This window comes from Xanthobacter sp. 126, assembly GCF_000526175.1.
Taxonomy (GTDB): Bacteria; Pseudomonadota; Alphaproteobacteria; order Rhizobiales; family Xanthobacteraceae; genus Xanthobacter; species Xanthobacter aminoxidans.
Window position 1 is genome coordinate 5392980 of sequence record NZ_JAFO01000001.1, and the last position, 14522, is coordinate 5407501.

The window sequence follows — 14522 nt, forward strand, 5'->3', positions numbered from 1 at the left end:
CTCGCGGAAAAAACCTTGCGAATCAAATTGTTGCGCGTGCTCCGCGTCCCGCTCTGAACTGGCATGCGCCTTGCGCAGGGGGAGGCGTCGAGCGGCGCGCTGCGCCGGCCCTTAACGAAGCATCCGATCCCGAAGTGCCCAGGCCAGAGCGGCCGCAAGAGGCACCAACGGCCCGGCGGAGGAAGGTCCTGAGATGGCCCACGCTATACCGGCGCATCCCGCGCCCCATCACCACTATCCCCGCAAGTTCTACCACCACCTCTATTTCCAGGTGATCGTGGCGATCGTCGCCGGCTCCCTGCTCGGCCACTTCTATCCGGACTTCGCCGCCAGCCTGAAGCCGCTGGGCGACGCCTTCATCAAGCTGGTGAAGATGGTGATCGCGCCGGTCATCTTCCTCACCGTCGTCACCGGCATCGCCGGCATGCGCGACATGGGCAAGGTCGGGCGCGTGGCCGGCAAGGCCATGATCTACTTCCTCACCTTCTCCACGCTGGCCCTCATCATCGGCCTCATCGTGGCAAACGTGGTGCAGCCCGGCGCCGGGCTCAACATCGATCCCAAGACGCTGGATCCCAAGGCCGTCGCCACCTATGCGGCGAAGGCCCATGACGCCTCCATCGTCGGCTTCCTGATGGACATCATCCCGGCGACGCCGGTGTCGGCCATGGCCAATGGCGACATCCTGCAGGTGCTGTTCTTCGCCGTGCTGTTCGGCATCGCGCTCGGCGGCGTGGGGGATCTCGGCACCCCGGTGCTCAAGGTGCTCACCTCGGCCTCGCACGCCATGTTCCGGCTGGTGGCCATCGTGATGAAGGCGGCGCCCATCGGCGCGTTCGGCGCCATGGCCTTCACCATCGGCAAGTACGGCATCGGCTCGGTGAAGAACCTCGCCTTCCTGATCTTCACCTTCTACCTAACGGCGGCGCTGTTCGTGTTCATCGTGCTCGGCCTGGTGGCGCGCTACAACGGCTTCTCCCTGTGGAAGCTGCTGCGCTACATCCGCGAGGAACTGCTCCTCGTGCTCGGCACCTCCTCCTCCGAAGCGGCCCTGCCCGGCCTGATGCTGAAGATGGAGCGCGCCGGCTGCGCCAAGTCGGTTGTCGGCCTCGTGATCCCCACGGGCTATTCGTTCAACCTCGACGGCACCAACATCTACATGACGCTGGCGGCCCTGTTCATCGCCCAGGCCACCGGCATCCACCTCTCGCTGGAAGAGCAAGTGCTGCTGCTGCTGGTCGCCATGCTGTCGTCCAAGGGCGCGGCGGGCATCACCGGCGCGGGCTTCATCACGCTGGCGGCGACGCTCTCGGTGGTACCGTCGGTTCCCGTGGCGGGCCTTGCCCTCATCCTCGGCATCGATCGCTTCATGTCCGAGTGCCGCGCGCTCACCAACTTCGTCGGCAATGCGGTGGCCACCATCGTGGTCGCCCGCTGGGAAGGCGAGCTGGACAAGGCGAAGCTCCTGCGCGTGCTCGACGGCGAACCCATCTCGCTGGAAGACGAGTTCGACGAAGGCCTCATCTCCACCGCCCCCGGCGTGAAGGCCGTCGCCTGAGGCCACCGCGCGCTGCGCGACACCGGTCCTCCCCAGCTGCCCGCCTCTCCGGAGGCGGGCTTTTTTGTTTGCCGCGCCGCGCTTGACCGGTCGGGGCGGCGATGACATCCAGACCCTGAGGATCAGGAGCTGACCATGGCGGATGAAGCGGTCGAAACGCCGGAAGAGAAGTCGGCGGGCTCTGTCGGCGAGGTGTTCCGCGCCTTCCTGAAGCTGGGGCTCATGTCCTTCGGCGGCCCCATCGCCCATCTCGGCTATTTCCGCGCCGAGCTGGTGGAACGCCGCCGCTGGATCGACGACGCCGGCTATGCGGACCTCGTGGCGCTCTGTCAGTTCCTGCCCGGCCCGGCCTCCAGCCAGCTCGGCTTCGCCCTCGGGATCATCCGGGGCGGCGGCTTTCTCGGCGGGCTCGCGGCCTGGGCCGGCTTCACCCTGCCCTCGGCCATCCTGCTCGCCGCCCTCGGCCTGCTCTCCTCTTATGTGGGCACCGCCGCGCTCTATGGCGGCGTCATCGGCGGCATCCTCCATGGGCTGAAGCTCGTCGCCGTCGCCGTGGTGGCGCAGGCGGTGTGGGGCATGGCGCGGACGCTGACCCCAGACCAGCCGCGCGCCGGCATCGCGCTGAGCGCCATCGTCATGGTCACGCTGGCGGCCGGCAGCTTCGGGCAGGTGGCGGCCATCGCCATGGGCGCGATCGCCGGGCTGTTCCTGTGTCAGGACGAGAACCCGCAGGCCGGGAGCGCAACTGCGACGCCCCCCGTCAGCCACCTGCCGGTGCCCCTCAAGCGGCGGACGGGGGCCATCCTGCTCGCGGTCTTCGCCTTGCTGCTGGTGCTGCCGCCCCTCTTCAAGGCGGCGTCGCCCTATATCGGCGTGTTCGAGTCCTTCTATCGCTCCGGCGCCCTCGTGTTCGGCGGCGGTCATGTGGTGCTGCCGCTGCTGCAGGCGGAAGTGGTGACCACCGGCTGGGTGCTGCCCGGCCAGTTCCTCGCCGGCTACGGCCTCGCCCAGGCGGTGCCCGGCCCGCTCTTCACCTTCGCCGCCTGGCTCGGCGCGGTGATGGCTCCGCCGGCCGGCGGGGTGACGGGCGCGACGGTGGCGCTGGTGGCGGTGTTCCTGCCCGGCCTGCTGCTGGTGACGGGCATGCTGCCCTTCTGGAGCACGCTGCGCGGGCTGCCGCTGGCGCAGGCCGCCATGCGCGGGGCCAATGCGGCGGTGGTGGGCATCCTCGGCGCGGCGCTCTACACTCCGGTCTTCACCGGTGCCGTGCAGAGGCCGATGGACTTCGCCGCCGCCATCACCGGCTTCCTGCTGCTCACGGTGTGGAAGGTGCCGCCGCTGGCGGTGGTGGTGGTGCTGGCCGTGCTCGGCCCGTTCCTGACCGGGCTCTATTAGGGCCTTCGCGCGTCGGCACCCGCGCCGACCTCAGGCTCGCGCAAGCCTCGCCCGGCATGCTGCGGCGACGTCCCCGATCCGCGCACAAGACCGGCGGAGCGCCATGCGCATCCGCGGCAGGGGACGCCCGGAGGAAGCAAGGCACCCATGGCGACATCCAGCACGGCACCGAAGTCCTCCGTCGCGGGGCCGCCCGCATCCGTCAGCGGCCTGCGCGATATGGAAGCGCTCGGGCCGGCCGTGGACATCTCGGCCAACCTCAACGAAATCCTGTGCCTGATGGCCTGGTCCAACGGCAATGCGCGCAAGCTCGCCGGCGAGACCACCTCGGCCTCCTCCGCCGTGGCGCAGATCGCCGCCACCATCGAGACCATCGCCCAGCTCGGTGCCGATGCGGGGAAAGAGACCGGGGACGCCCTGCGGCTCGTCACCTCCGGCGCGGCCAAGACGCGCACCGCCGGGCAGGCCATGAGCGGCATTGCCGAAGCGTTCGGCGAGCTGGAGGCGCGGCTCGCCCACCTGAATTCCGCCACCCAGTCCATCGGCGGCTTCGCCACCTCCATCGGCTCCATCTCGCGGCAGACCAAGCTGCTCGCGCTGAACGCCACCATCGAGGCGGCACGGGCCGGCGAGGCGGGACGCGGGTTCGCGGTGGTCGCGGCCGAGGTCAAAGCCCTGTCCGAGGAGGCCTCGCGCACCACCGACCTCATCCGCGATCAGCTCCAGGCCTTGTCCGTGGTGGTGAAGGACATGCTCGACGCCATGGGCGCCGGCGCCACCCGGGTCGAGGAGGGGCGCGCCATCGTCGAATCGGTGATGACCGACATGGACGGCATCGAGACCCGCGTCAGCGCCTCCACCGACGGGGTGGGACGCATCGCCGTGATGCTGGGCGAGCGGCGCGCGGCCTTGCGCGACCTTTCCGACCGGCTCGGCGAGATCGCCCGGCTCGCCAACCAGAACGAGACCGATTCCGCCACCGCCGCCGGCCTCCTCGGCCGCGCCGATGCCATCGCCGGCGACCTCATCTCCCGCGCCTCGGCCGGGGCCGGCGCCGCCGCGGCAGTCCGCCGGCTCAAGTCCGATCACATGGCGTGGAAGCGGAGCCTCGCCGAATGCCTCGCCGGCGTGACCGCCGCCGATGTCCGCGGATTTCAGGCGCGCAACGCCCCGCTCGGGGGCGGCTTTGCCGGGATTGACGGGGCGGCGGTCGAAGATCCGGCCATGCTGTCCCAGCTGGCGGCGCTCGGCCGGCAGCTCGCGGCCTGCGGCGAGCGGATCGTCGCGGGCACGGCAAGCGGCGACATGGGCGCGGCCATCGACGCCTACATGACCATGGATGCCCTCTCGGCCGACGCCCTGACGCAGATGGCGCGCTTTACGCCCCGCCGATCGAAGGGCGTATCCGCCGCGGCCTGAAGCGGCGGCCTTGGGCCGGACCCGTCAGCGCCGGCGGCGCTGACGGTGCTCTTCCAGCTTCACCCGCACGCCGTCGAGGGCGCGCAGCGTGCCTTCCAGCCGGCGGGCGATGGCGCGGCGGAACTTGGCCGTGACCTCGGGATAGCGCTCCAGAACCTTGGTGAACGCCTCGCGCGGCAGGCGGATGACCACTGTCTCCTCCCCCGCGACGGCGGTTGCGGGCCGTGGGGTCGGGATGATGAGGGCGGTCTCGCCGATGAGCGCGCCGGCCGTCACCTGCTTGAGCAGGCGCGGGGCACCGGGAATCCGCTCGTCGAGCATCCGCAGCCGGCCGGACACCACCACATAGGCTCCATCCGACGTCTCGTTGGCGCGGAACAGCACGTCACCCTCGGCGAGCCGCATCTCCTCGGCGCTCTGGGCGAGCAGGCGCACGGCGCCGTCGCTGAGCAGATCGAAGGTGGCGACCCCCCGGAGCAGCGCGATGTCCCTGTCGATGCTCACGGACGACTTTTCCTCAAGTGGCTGTGCATGATGGTGAGGCCCGGCCGTCAGGGCACGAGCTTGTAGCCCCCGGCCTGGGTCGCAAGAAGGGTGGGATTGGAAGGATCGGGCTCGATCTTCTGGCGCAGGCGATAAATGTGGGTTTCCAGAGTATGCGTGGTGACGCCGGAATTATAGCCCCACACTTCCTGCAGCAGCGTTTCCCGCGGCACCGGATTTTTCCCGGCCCGGTAGAGATAGCGCAGGATGGCCGTCTCCTTCTCGGTGAGGCGGATCTTGGAGCCGCGCTCGGTGAGGAGGAGCTTGGCGCCCGGCCGGAAGGAATAAGGACCGATGGCGAACACCGCATCCTCGCTCGCCTCGTGCGACCGCATCTGGGCGCGCAACCGCGCCAGCAGCACCGCGAAGCGGAACGGCTTCACGATATAGTCGTTGGCGCCGGCCTCCAGCCCCATGATGGTGTCGCTGTCGGTGTCGTGGCCGGTCAGCATCAGGATGGGCGCCTTGAAGCCGTTGCGGCGCATCTGGCGCACAGCATCGCGCCCGTCCATGTCGGGCAGGCCCACGTCCATGATCACGAGGTCGATGGCCCCGTTCTTCGCCTGCTCGACGGCGCCGCCGGCGGTGTCCGCGCCCACGGGCTCGAATTCGTCCTGGAGCGCGAGCTGCTCGATCAGCGCATCGCGCAGCTCCGGGTCGTCCTCGACCACCAGGATTTTCCACGCATTGGGCATCAATTCCTCCTGCGCCCTTGCGGACGCGCGAATCGCGCAAGTAGAGCATGGACATGGCTCTGCGCAAATTTCCATCCGGGAACAGCTGTGGAGAGGTATCACACTAAGTCATGAGGCAGGCTAATCCTGTGGGCATCTCCCGCATCGCCGTCAGCCGCCGCCCCGGCACCCGCCATCAGGGGATCTTGCGGGCAGGCGGACTGTCGATCCCGGTGGCGCTGGGACGCTCCGGCATCGCCGCCGACAAGCGCGAAGGTGACGGGCGCACCCCCGCCGGGCGCTGGCGCATCCTCGCCCTTCTGTACCGGCCCGATCATGGTCCGCGCCCCGTCTCCCGGCTTCCCACCCGTCCCCTCCGCCCCGCCGACGGCTGGTGCGACGACCGGGCGGACCGGCGCTACAATTGCCCCGTCACGCTGCCGCTCGGCGGCGCGCGCAAGGTGTCGCACGAGAAGATGTGGCGCGACGATGCCCTGTACGACCTGGTGCTGGTGATCGATCACAACCAGCGCCCCCGCGTCGCCGGGCGCGGCTCTGCCGTGTTCGTGCATCTCGCCCGGCCGGGGTTCAAGGCGACAGAGGGCTGCGTCGCGCTGCCCCGGGCGGACATGACGCGCCTCCTGGCGCGGCTCAAGCCGGGGGCGGTCATCGACATCGCGTGACGGGCGGGGTGCGAGGCGGATCGCGCACGGGCCTTTGCTCCGGGCCGTCATTTCACCGCCCCGGTCGCGGTGCTATAGAGCCGTTCCAATCAGAGGCGGGCGCTCCCGCGCCCGATCCAACGCACGGGGCATCATGACCGCGCACACTTCGCCCGATGGGGCGCGCCACCCGCGGGTGGGCCTGTTCTGCACCTGCCTCGTGGACACCATCCGCCCCTCGGTGGGCTTCGCCGCCGCCAAGCTGCTGGAAGATGCCGGCTGCGAGGTGGACGTACCGCCGCAGACCTGCTGCGGCCAGCCCGCCTTCAATTCCGGCGACCGCGCCACCACCCGGGCGCTGGCGGAAGAGATGATCACGGCGTTCGAGACCTTCGATTACGTGGTCGCGCCCTCCGGCTCCTGCGCAGGGATGATCAAGACCCACTATCCCGAGCTGTTCGCCGGCGAGCCGGACTGGGCGCTGCGGGTGGACCGCTTCTGCGCCAAGGTGCATGAGCTGACGTCCTTCCTCGTGGACGTGCGCGGCGTCACCTCCGTCGAAGCAGCCTATGACGGCACCGTCACCTATCACGACAGCTGCTCGGGCCTGCGCGAACTGGGCGTGAAGGCGCAGCCGCGCCAGCTCCTCGCCTCGGTGGAGGGGCTGGCGCTGGAGGAAATGAAGGACGCCGACACCTGTTGCGGCTTCGGCGGCACCTTCTGCGTGAAATATCCCGACGTCTCCAACGCCATCGTGGAGAAGAAGTCTGCCAACATCGCCGCCACCGGTGCCGGCACGCTACTCGCGGGCGATCTCGGCTGCCTCATGAACATGGCCGGCAAGCTCCAGCGCGAGGGCCGCGCGGTGCGCGCGCTGCATGTCGCCGAAGTGCTCGCCGGCATGGGCAACGCGCCCGCCATCGGCGAGCCGGCCGCCCGGGAGGCGAAACGATGAGCGTCGAGATCACCACCCCCCGCTTCAAGGACAATGCGAAGAAGGCGCTGGCCGACCTGCCGCTGCAGGGCGCGCTCTCCAAGGTCGGCCCCGGCTTCATCGGCAAGCGCGCGGCGGCGGCCGAGAAGCTGCCGGAGTTCGACGCCCTGCGGGACTCGGCGCGCGACATCAAGAACCACACGCTGGCTCACCTCGACCTTTATCTCGAGCGCTTCGAGGCGAAGGCAAAGGAAGCCGGCGGCCATGTGCATTTCGCCGTGGATGCGGCGGACGCGCGGGCCATCGTCACCGACATCTGCAAGCGCCTCGGCGCGCGGACGGTGACCAAGGGCAAGAGCATGATCTCGGAAGAGATCGGCCTCAACGACCATCTCGCCGCCGCCGGCATCCAGCCGGTGGAGACCGACCTCGGCGAGTATCTCATCCAGATCCGCGGCGAGGCGCCGTCCCACATCATCGCCCCGGCCATCCACCTCAACAAGGATCAGGTGGAAGCGGACTTCCGCCGCGTCCACGCCCACCTGCCCCCCGAGCGCGACCTCTCCGAGCCCACCTCGCTGCTCGCCGAGGCGCGGGGCGAGCTGCGCCAGAAGTTCCTGGCGGCGGACGTGGGCATCACCGGCGCCAACTTCCTGGTGGCGGAGACGGGCACCTCCATTATCGTCACCAACGAGGGCAACGGCGACCTCACCCAGACCCTGCCGAAGGCGCACATCGTGCTCGCGTCGCTGGAAAAGCTGGTGCCGACGCTGGAGGACGTGAGCCAGATCCTGCGCGTGCTCGCCCGCTCGGCCACCGGGCAGGACATGAGCGTCTACACCACTTTCTCCACCGGCCCCCGCCGCCCCGGCGATCCGGACGGGCCGGGCGAATATCACGTGGTGATCCTCGACAACGGCCGCTCGTCCATGCTCGGCGGGCAATTGCGCGAGGTGCTGCGCTGCATCCGCTGCGGCGCCTGCATGAACCATTGCCCGGTCTATCATGCGGTGGGCGGGCACGCTTACGGCTGGGTCTATCCCGGCCCCATCGGCTCGGTGCTCACCCCGGCGCTCATCGGCGTGGAGAAGGGGCGCAACCTGCCCAACGCCTCCACCTTCTGCGGCCGCTGCGAGGAGGTGTGCCCCATGCGCATCCCCCTGCCCAAGCTGATGCGGCACTGGCGCGAGAAGGAATTTGAGCGCCACCTGACCCCGGCGACCCAGCGCTTCGGCCTTTCCGTGTGGGGCTTCTTCGCCCGGCGCGGCTGGCTCTACCGGCCGGCGACGCGGCTTGCCATGGGCGCACTTTCGCTTCTGGGGCGGACCAAGGGCCGCTTCGCCTCCCTGCCGCTGGCCGACGGGTGGACGCAGCACCGCGATTTCCCGGCGCCGCAGGGCGGCACCTTCCAGGCCCAATGGCGCGCCCGGCAGGCCGAGCGGCGCGCGGCTTCAGGACGAAGGGTGCACTGATGAGTTCGCGCGACACCGTCTTCGCTTCCATCCGCGCCGCGCTGGGCGTGACCTCTCAGGAGGCGCCGCGCCGGCAGGCGGTGGCCGACCGCATCGCCTCGCATCCGCGCGGCGTCATCCCGGCGCGCGGGCAATTGCCGGAGGCCGAACGCCTCGCTCTGTTCCGCGACATGGTGATCGGCGCGGCGGCGTCCATCGATCACCTGGCCTCCCCGGCCGAGGTGCCGGAGGCGATCGCCGCCTATCTCAGGTCGCGCAACCTGCCCATGACCATCCTGCGCGGCGCGGACGACCGCCTCGCCGCTTTGCCGTGGGAGCGCGCGCCGGCCCTCGACGTGTGGATCGGCCCCTCGGACGGGCGCCAGCTCGCCGGCCTCTCCCACGCCTTCGCGGGCATCGCCGAATCCGGGACGGTGGTGATGCTCTCCGGCCCGGAGAACCCGTCCACCCTCAACCTGCTGCCCGACCACCATCTGGTGGTGGTGGATGCGGCGGATGTGGCGGGGGACTACGAGACGGTATGGGACCGCATCCGCGCCCGCTATGGCGAGGGCGTGCTGCCGCGCACGGTAAACTGGATCACCGGCCCGTCCCGCTCGGCCGATATCGAGCAGACCCTGCTGCTCGGCGCCCACGGCCCGCGCAGCCTGCATGTGCTGCTGGTGGGCGGACCGACGCGCTGAGGGGATCGGGCGGGTGTCAGCCGCGAAGGCGCGCCCGGCCGGACTATTCGGACAGGCGCGATGCCCAGATGCCCACGGCCACGCCCAGCGGCACGGCCAGGAAGATCGCCAGTGCGATCGTCAGGAAGCCGCCGAACAGGCAGCCCATGACGGCGCCGGAGATGGCCGAACACACGGCCACCAACAGGATTCCGCCGGGTGGACGACCCGGCTGGGCCTGAGGGTCCGGCGGCAAGGGCTGGGCCGGCTCGGCCTTTCCCCGACGTAAGCCGACCTGGTAGAAAACGGGCCATGACGGCGCCAGCGCACTGGTCTGCGCGCCACCGGCTGTCCCGATCGCGAGAGCTCGCACGACTTCGTCCTCACCTGACTGAAGGGAAGTAAATTCGAGGCTACCACAACTTCAACGATACAGTACACTGAGTTCCTCGCAAAACGCGAATTTACCTCCACGGCCGGCGTGATGCAGGCGCGACACGGGGCGGGAAAAAACGTCACCCCTGACCGCGCGCATGTACCGGATAAGCAATCCGGTATTGCCCGTCCGTCATTTTGGCGGCAGTACTCGGTCACTTTTCAGCAATGGTGAGACAATGAAAGTTGGCTTGCGCTTCGTCCGGGCGCTGTTTGCAGCGGTCGTCGTCCTCTGCGTCGCCCAGCCGGCGCTGGCCCAGCAGAACCGCGGCCACGTCTACCTTTTGCGGGGGCTCGCCAACGTCTTCTCACTGGGCATGGACGACCTTGCCAAGAAGCTGAACGCCCGCGGCATCCCCGCGACGGTGCACGAGTACGGCCAGTGGGCGTCCCTCGCCGACGCCGCCGCCGCAGAGAGCCGGGCCACCGGCAATTCCCCCATCATCATCGTCGGCCATTCCCTCGGCGCCGATGCGGCGGTGGAGATGGCCGAGCGCCTCACCGCGCTGGGCACCCCGCCCAAGCTGGTGGTGACGTTTGATCCGGTGGGCGTGACCCAGGTGGGCGCCTCGTCCGGCTATTTCGTCAACTACTACCAGTCCAACAACGGCTACGGTAAGCGCCTGACGGCCGGCCCGGGTTTCCACGGCAACATCGTCAACCGCAACCTGAACGCCATCGGCGGCATCGACCACTTCAACATCGAGAAGTCGCCGCGCCTCCATGATGAGGTGATCACCCAGGTGCGCTCCATCACCACGCCGCGGCCGAAGCCCAAGCCCAAGCCGGCGGACCCCTCCGTCACCCCCGCCGCACCGGCCACCGCCCCCGGCACCCAGGCCGCGGCGAAGCCCGGCGCGCCGGGCTGAGGGACGGATTTTCGGATGAGGAATCAGCGGCGGGCTTCGGCCCGCCGTTTTCGTTTGGGGGTGTTGTATCGAACCCGCCCCGGCAAGCGAGGAAGGAAGGACGTCAGCCCCAGAACGCTCTGATGCCCGCCGCCATCGCCATGGCGACGACCACGGCGAGCAGGTCGCTGCGGGTCAGGCGGCTGACGACCAGCGCGGCGGCGAGGCCGCCCAGCATGCCCATGTCGCCCTTCACCGCGCCCTGAACGGCGCCGGGCACCAGCAGCGCGACGAGGACCGCGCCGGGCAGGCAGTCGAGCACGCGGCGCACGCGGGGCGTGACCGGCACGAGCCGCATCAGCCAGAAGCCGCCGGCGCGGTTGAAGGCGGTGGCGGCCGCCATCACGAGGATGGCGGTGAGGGTGCCGGCATCAACGGTCATCGTCGGTGAACCCGCCTGCGAGCGCGCCCGCGACGGCGCCGATCACGATGAACCACCAGCCCGGCAGAACGAACGACACGGCGGTGGAGACGAGGGCCGCCACGCCCCAGCCCACCGCTTCGCGCTTGCCCTTCCAGTTCGGGAGCAGCATGGCGATGAAGAAGGCCGGCACCACGAGGTCGATGCCCACCGCCTTCGGATCGGGAATGCCGCCGCCCACCAGATGGCCGGCCGCCGTCGCCAGCACCCACACGAACCAGGTGATCAGGCCCGAGCCGACGAAAAAGCCGGCATCGCTGCCGCCCTCGGCCCGGTAGCGCAAGGCCCCGGCCCAATTGTTGTCGGCCATCATCAGCAGCGCCGGATAGGACTTCCACGCCGGCAGCGAGCCGAGCCAGGGCCGGAGCGAGGCGCCCATCAGCACGTGGCGCATGTTCACGGTCATGGTGAGGAAGCCGAGTGCCAGCAGGGAGCCGGCGGTCCAGTGCTGGGTCCAGCCTTCCAGCGCCACCATCTGGGCGAGGCCGGCGAACACCAGCGCCGAGGAGAGAGTCGCCTCCAGCAGGGTGAAGCTCTTCTGGATGGAGGCGGCGCCGAAGGCCATGCCGAAGGCGGCGATGCCGGGCATCAACGGCAGCATGGCGCGGGCGCCTTCCGCCATGCCGGCGAGGGTGAGGGGAACAGGAGGGGGCTTGGTCATCTGGAGCGGGGCAATCAACAGTCACGTCGCGGCAATGCCGCCCTTATGAACGCGCCCACCGGAAAGGCCAACCCGATTTCCGCATCTGGTATCATCCCCCGGACAAGCCGGGGCATGACAATTCCGAAAGAGACGCCCCGCTCCCCTCAGCCCTGCGGCTCCGGCTCGAACAGGCGCGAGAGGCCCTCGTCCCAGGGCGGGATGCCGCCGTGGCCCTGGCCGTAGAGGGCGGCGAGGTGGTCGATGAAGACGCGCACCTTCTGCGGCAGGAAGCGGCGGGAGGGATAGACCGCGAACAGGCCCACCCGGTGGGAGGCGCGCCAGCGCGGCAGCACCACCTTCAGCGCGCCGGAGCGCAGTTCTGGTCCCACGTCCCAGGTGGAGCGCAGCGCGATGCCCACCGAAGCCAGCACCGCCTCCCGCACCACCTCGTTGGAATTGGTGCGCAACTGGGAATGCACGCGCAGCGTCACCGGGCCGTCCGGCCCCTCCAGCTTCCACGGGTCCTGCCCGTGGGTGGCGATGAGGATGTGCGAGGCGAGTTCAGAAATGTGCTTCGGCTCGCCCGCGCGGGCGAGATAGTCCGGCGTCGCGCACAGCACCCGGTGCACCGGGGCGAGGCGGCGGGCGACGAGGCTGGAATCGTCGAGGTCGGCGATGCGCACCGCCACGTCGAAGCCCTCGCCCACGATGTCCACGAAACTGTCCGACAGTTCGAGGTCGATGGTGAGGTCGGGGTTCGCCTCCATGAGCGGCAGGAGATTGGGTGCGATGTGCAGCCGGCCGAACGAGGTGGGCGCCGACACGCGCAGCAGGCCCCGCGCCTCGGTGGATTTGCGGGCGAGCTGGCTTTCCGCCTCCTCAATGGAGGCGAGGATGGTCACGACGCGCTCATAGAAGCCCTGTCCCGCCTCGGTGAGCGCCACCTTGCGCGTGGTGCGCTGGAACAGCCGGGCGCCGAGCCGCTCCTCCAGCCGCTGCACGCGCTTCGACACCACCGGCGGGGACAGCCCCATCTCCCGCCCGGCGGCGGAAAGGCTGCCGGCGGTGACGATGCGCGCGAAGATTTCAAGGTCGCCCAGATTGCCGATCATCGATCGACGCTCCTCCTGGCCGGGGGACATGCGCCGGCCGATTGTTTTGTCTTCGGGCCGCGACTTTATCCGTCAGGGAAAGAATGGGCGACGTTTTTTCCCGAATGAACCGATTATAGTTCCTCCAACAAGAACGGCTCAAAGGGACGCCGACATGACGGGAACCACTCCGGGCCTCAGGCTGCCGGAAGCGGATGCTCGGGTGCTCGCCCGACGGGAGGACATCATCGCCGCGCTCCGGGCCATCGTGCCCGGCGAGGGCGTCATCGCCCACGAACGGGAGATGCGGCCCTACGAATCCGACGGCCTCACCGCCTATCGCCAACTGCCCCTCGTGGTGGTGCTGCCGAGCACCACGGAGCAGGTGGCCGCCGTTCTCAAATATTGCCATGACAACGAGATCCGCGTGGTGCCGCGCGGCTCTGGCACCTCGCTCTCGGGCGGCGCGCTGCCGCTTCAGGATGCGGTGCTGCTCGGCATGGGCAAGTTCAACCGCGTGCTGGACATCGACACCGCCAACCGCGCCGCCGTGGTGCAGCCGGGAGTCACCAACCTCGGCATCTCCAAGGCGGTGGACCATCTCGGCTTCTATTACGCGCCCGACCCCTCCTCGCAGATCGCCTGCTCCATCGGCGGCAATGTGGGTGAGAATTCCGGCGGCGTGCACTGCCTGAAGTACGGCCTCACCACCAACAACGTGCTGGGCGTGGAGATGGTGCTCATCACCGGCGAGGTGGTGCGCCTGGGCGGCAAGCATCTCGATGCCGGCGGGCTCGATCTCCTCTCCGTCATCATCGGCTCGGAGGGGCTGCTGGGCGTGGTGACGGAAGTCACCGTGCGCCTCCTCAAGAAGCCGGACACCGCCCGCGCGCTGCTCGTGGGCTTCCCCACCTCCGAGGATGCGGGCGAGTGCGTGGCGCGGATCATCGGCGGCGGCATCATCCCGGCCGCCATCGAGATGATGGACCGCGACGCCATCGCCGCCGCCGAGGCCTTCGTGAACGTGGGCTATCCCCTGGATGTGGAAGCCCTCCTCATCGTCGAGCTGGACGGGCCGGAGGCCGAATGCGCCCATCTTCTGGACGAGGTGACGCGCATCGCCGAGGGCTGCAATTCGGTCACGCTGCGCGTTTCCACCAGCGAAGCGGAACGGCTCGGCTTCTGGGCCGGGCGCAAGGCGGCCTTCCCGGCGGTGGGGCGCCTCTCGCCCGATTACCTCTGCATGGACGGCACCATCCCGCGCCGCCAATTGCCCTATGTGCTCTCGCGCATGCGCGAACTCTCGGTGCAATACGGCCTGCGCGTCGCCAACGTGTTCCATGCCGGTGACGGCAACCTGCACCCGCTCATCCTCTATGATGCGAACGCGCCGGGCGAGCTGGAGGCGGCGGAGAATTTCGGCGCCGACATCCTCCGCCTGTGCGTGGAGGTGGGCGGCGTGCTCACCGGCGAGCACGGCGTGGGCGTGGAGAAGCGCGACCTCATGCCCACCATGTTCAACGAGGTCGATCTCGCCCAGCAGCTGCGGCTGAAATGCGCCTTCGACGACAAGAGCCTGCTGAACCCCGGAAAGGTGTTCCCTACCCTGCACCGCTGCGCCGAAATGGGCCGCATGCACGTGTCGGGCGGCGCGCTGCCGTTCCCGGACCTGCCGCGCTTCTGAGCGTGCGCCTCCCCATATCCA

15 protein-coding genes are annotated in these 14522 nt (G+C 69.4%); 9 read left to right on the top strand and 6 right to left on the bottom strand.

Annotated features, from left to right (window positions below; all coding sequences use genetic code 11):
• Nucleotides 1–193: 193 nt before the first annotated feature.
• The 3 genes from XAN126_RS0125485 (at nucleotide 194) to XAN126_RS0125495 (ending at nucleotide 4372) form a co-directional block, all read left to right on the top strand.
• Nucleotides 194–1558, top strand: coding sequence for a dicarboxylate/amino acid:cation symporter (locus tag XAN126_RS0125485; RefSeq protein WP_024281371.1), 1365 nt, complete (start codon nucleotides 194–196; stop codon nucleotides 1556–1558).
• A gap of 135 nt (nucleotides 1559–1693) precedes the next feature.
• Complete coding sequence (gene chrA, locus XAN126_RS0125490) at nucleotides 1694–2953, top strand: chromate efflux transporter (protein ID WP_024281372.1); 1260 nt, start codon at nucleotides 1694–1696, stop codon at nucleotides 2951–2953.
• A 147-nt stretch (nucleotides 2954–3100) separates the two neighbouring features.
• Nucleotides 3101–4372, top strand: a complete 1272-nt coding sequence (locus XAN126_RS0125495) for a methyl-accepting chemotaxis protein (protein WP_024281373.1) — start codon at nucleotides 3101–3103, stop codon at nucleotides 4370–4372.
• 24 nt (nucleotides 4373–4396) lie between these two features.
• Here the strand turns inward: XAN126_RS0125495 and XAN126_RS0125500 are convergent, their stop codons facing one another.
• Nucleotides 4397–4876 carry a cyclic nucleotide-binding domain-containing protein gene (locus XAN126_RS0125500; RefSeq protein ID WP_024281374.1) on the bottom strand — a complete coding sequence of 160 codons (480 nt, stop codon included), beginning with the start codon at nucleotides 4874–4876 and terminating at the stop codon, nucleotides 4397–4399.
• A 47-nt stretch (nucleotides 4877–4923) separates the two neighbouring features.
• Nucleotides 4924–5610 (bottom strand): response regulator transcription factor, encoded by a 687-nt coding sequence (locus XAN126_RS0125505; protein WP_024281375.1) that lies wholly within the window; start codon nucleotides 5608–5610, stop codon nucleotides 4924–4926.
• Nucleotides 5611–5720: 110 nt separating this feature from the next.
• Between XAN126_RS0125505 and XAN126_RS0125510 the strand changes: the two genes are divergently transcribed.
• The 4 genes from XAN126_RS0125510 (at nucleotide 5721) to XAN126_RS0125525 (ending at nucleotide 9340) form a co-directional block, all read left to right on the top strand.
• Nucleotides 5721–6272: a L,D-transpeptidase family protein gene (locus XAN126_RS0125510; RefSeq protein ID WP_029877746.1), complete on the top strand. Its 552-nt coding sequence runs from the start codon at nucleotides 5721–5723 to the stop codon at nucleotides 6270–6272.
• A gap of 133 nt (nucleotides 6273–6405) precedes the next feature.
• A complete protein-coding gene (locus tag XAN126_RS0125515) occupies nucleotides 6406–7206 on the top strand; it encodes a (Fe-S)-binding protein (protein WP_024281377.1) in 801 nt (266 codons plus the stop codon).
• Entirely contained in the window at nucleotides 7203–8657 is a 1455-nt protein-coding gene (locus tag XAN126_RS0125520; protein ID WP_024281378.1) for a LutB/LldF family L-lactate oxidation iron-sulfur protein, read from the top strand. The genes XAN126_RS0125515 and XAN126_RS0125520 overlap by 4 nt, the downstream gene beginning before the upstream one ends.
• Nucleotides 8657–9340, top strand: a complete 684-nt coding sequence (locus XAN126_RS0125525) for a lactate utilization protein (protein WP_024281379.1) — start codon at nucleotides 8657–8659, stop codon at nucleotides 9338–9340. The genes XAN126_RS0125520 and XAN126_RS0125525 overlap by 1 nt, the downstream gene beginning before the upstream one ends.
• Nucleotides 9341–9383: 43 nt before the next feature.
• On the opposite strand, the gene XAN126_RS28585 is transcribed toward XAN126_RS0125525, so the two are convergent.
• Nucleotides 9384–9521, bottom strand: a complete 138-nt coding sequence (locus XAN126_RS28585) for a hypothetical protein (RefSeq protein ID WP_155982408.1) — start codon at nucleotides 9519–9521, stop codon at nucleotides 9384–9386.
• Between the two features lie 424 nt (nucleotides 9522–9945).
• Here XAN126_RS28585 and XAN126_RS0125535 point away from each other — a divergent pair, with 424 nt between their 5' ends.
• Entirely contained in the window at nucleotides 9946–10623 is a 678-nt protein-coding gene (locus XAN126_RS0125535; RefSeq protein ID WP_024281380.1) for a thioesterase domain-containing protein, read from the top strand.
• A gap of 103 nt (nucleotides 10624–10726) precedes the next feature.
• Here the strand turns inward: XAN126_RS0125535 and XAN126_RS0125540 are convergent, their stop codons facing one another.
• The 3 genes from XAN126_RS0125540 to XAN126_RS0125550 all read right to left on the bottom strand — a co-directional run bounded on the left by XAN126_RS0125540 (nucleotide 10727) and on the right by XAN126_RS0125550 (nucleotide 12838).
• Nucleotides 10727–11044, bottom strand: coding sequence for an AzlD domain-containing protein (locus XAN126_RS0125540; RefSeq protein WP_024281381.1), 318 nt, complete (start codon nucleotides 11042–11044; stop codon nucleotides 10727–10729).
• Nucleotides 11034–11744 (bottom strand): AzlC family ABC transporter permease, encoded by a 711-nt coding sequence (locus tag XAN126_RS0125545; RefSeq protein ID WP_024281382.1) that lies wholly within the window; start codon nucleotides 11742–11744, stop codon nucleotides 11034–11036. Before XAN126_RS0125545 ends, XAN126_RS0125540 begins: the two co-directional genes overlap by 11 nt.
• 146 nt (nucleotides 11745–11890) lie before the next feature.
• Nucleotides 11891–12838, bottom strand: coding sequence for a LysR family transcriptional regulator (locus XAN126_RS0125550; RefSeq protein WP_029877748.1), 948 nt, complete (start codon nucleotides 12836–12838; stop codon nucleotides 11891–11893).
• Nucleotides 12839–12992: 154 nt separating this feature from the next.
• Between XAN126_RS0125550 and XAN126_RS0125555 the strand changes: the two genes are divergently transcribed.
• Complete coding sequence (locus XAN126_RS0125555) at nucleotides 12993–14501, top strand: FAD-linked oxidase C-terminal domain-containing protein (protein WP_024281384.1); 1509 nt, start codon at nucleotides 12993–12995, stop codon at nucleotides 14499–14501.
• Nucleotides 14502–14522 lie beyond the last annotated feature (21 nt).

Excerpts from the sequence above, each read along its gene's own strand:
- XAN126_RS0125485 (WP_024281371.1), top strand. The coding sequence starts at position 194 with ATGGCCCACGCTATACCGGCGCATCCCGCGCCCCATCACCACTATCCC.
- chrA (WP_024281372.1), top strand. The coding sequence starts at position 1,694 with ATGGCGGATGAAGCGGTCGAAACGCCGGAAGAGAAGTCGGCGGGCTCT.
- XAN126_RS0125495 (WP_024281373.1), top strand. The coding sequence starts at position 3,101 with ATGGCGACATCCAGCACGGCACCGAAGTCCTCCGTCGCGGGGCCGCCC.
- XAN126_RS0125505 (WP_024281375.1), bottom strand. The coding sequence starts at position 5,610 with ATGCCCAATGCGTGGAAAATCCTGGTGGTCGAGGACGACCCGGAGCTG.
- XAN126_RS0125510 (WP_029877746.1), top strand. The coding sequence starts at position 5,721 with ATGAGGCAGGCTAATCCTGTGGGCATCTCCCGCATCGCCGTCAGCCGC.
- XAN126_RS0125515 (WP_024281377.1), top strand. The coding sequence starts at position 6,406 with ATGACCGCGCACACTTCGCCCGATGGGGCGCGCCACCCGCGGGTGGGC.
- XAN126_RS0125520 (WP_024281378.1), top strand. The coding sequence starts at position 7,203 with ATGAGCGTCGAGATCACCACCCCCCGCTTCAAGGACAATGCGAAGAAG.
- XAN126_RS0125525 (WP_024281379.1), top strand. The coding sequence starts at position 8,657 with ATGAGTTCGCGCGACACCGTCTTCGCTTCCATCCGCGCCGCGCTGGGC.
- XAN126_RS0125540 (WP_024281381.1), bottom strand. The coding sequence starts at position 11,044 with ATGACCGTTGATGCCGGCACCCTCACCGCCATCCTCGTGATGGCGGCC.
- XAN126_RS0125545 (WP_024281382.1), bottom strand. The coding sequence starts at position 11,744 with ATGACCAAGCCCCCTCCTGTTCCCCTCACCCTCGCCGGCATGGCGGAA.
- XAN126_RS0125550 (WP_029877748.1), bottom strand. The coding sequence starts at position 12,838 with ATGATCGGCAATCTGGGCGACCTTGAAATCTTCGCGCGCATCGTCACC.
- XAN126_RS0125555 (WP_024281384.1), top strand. The coding sequence starts at position 12,993 with ATGACGGGAACCACTCCGGGCCTCAGGCTGCCGGAAGCGGATGCTCGG.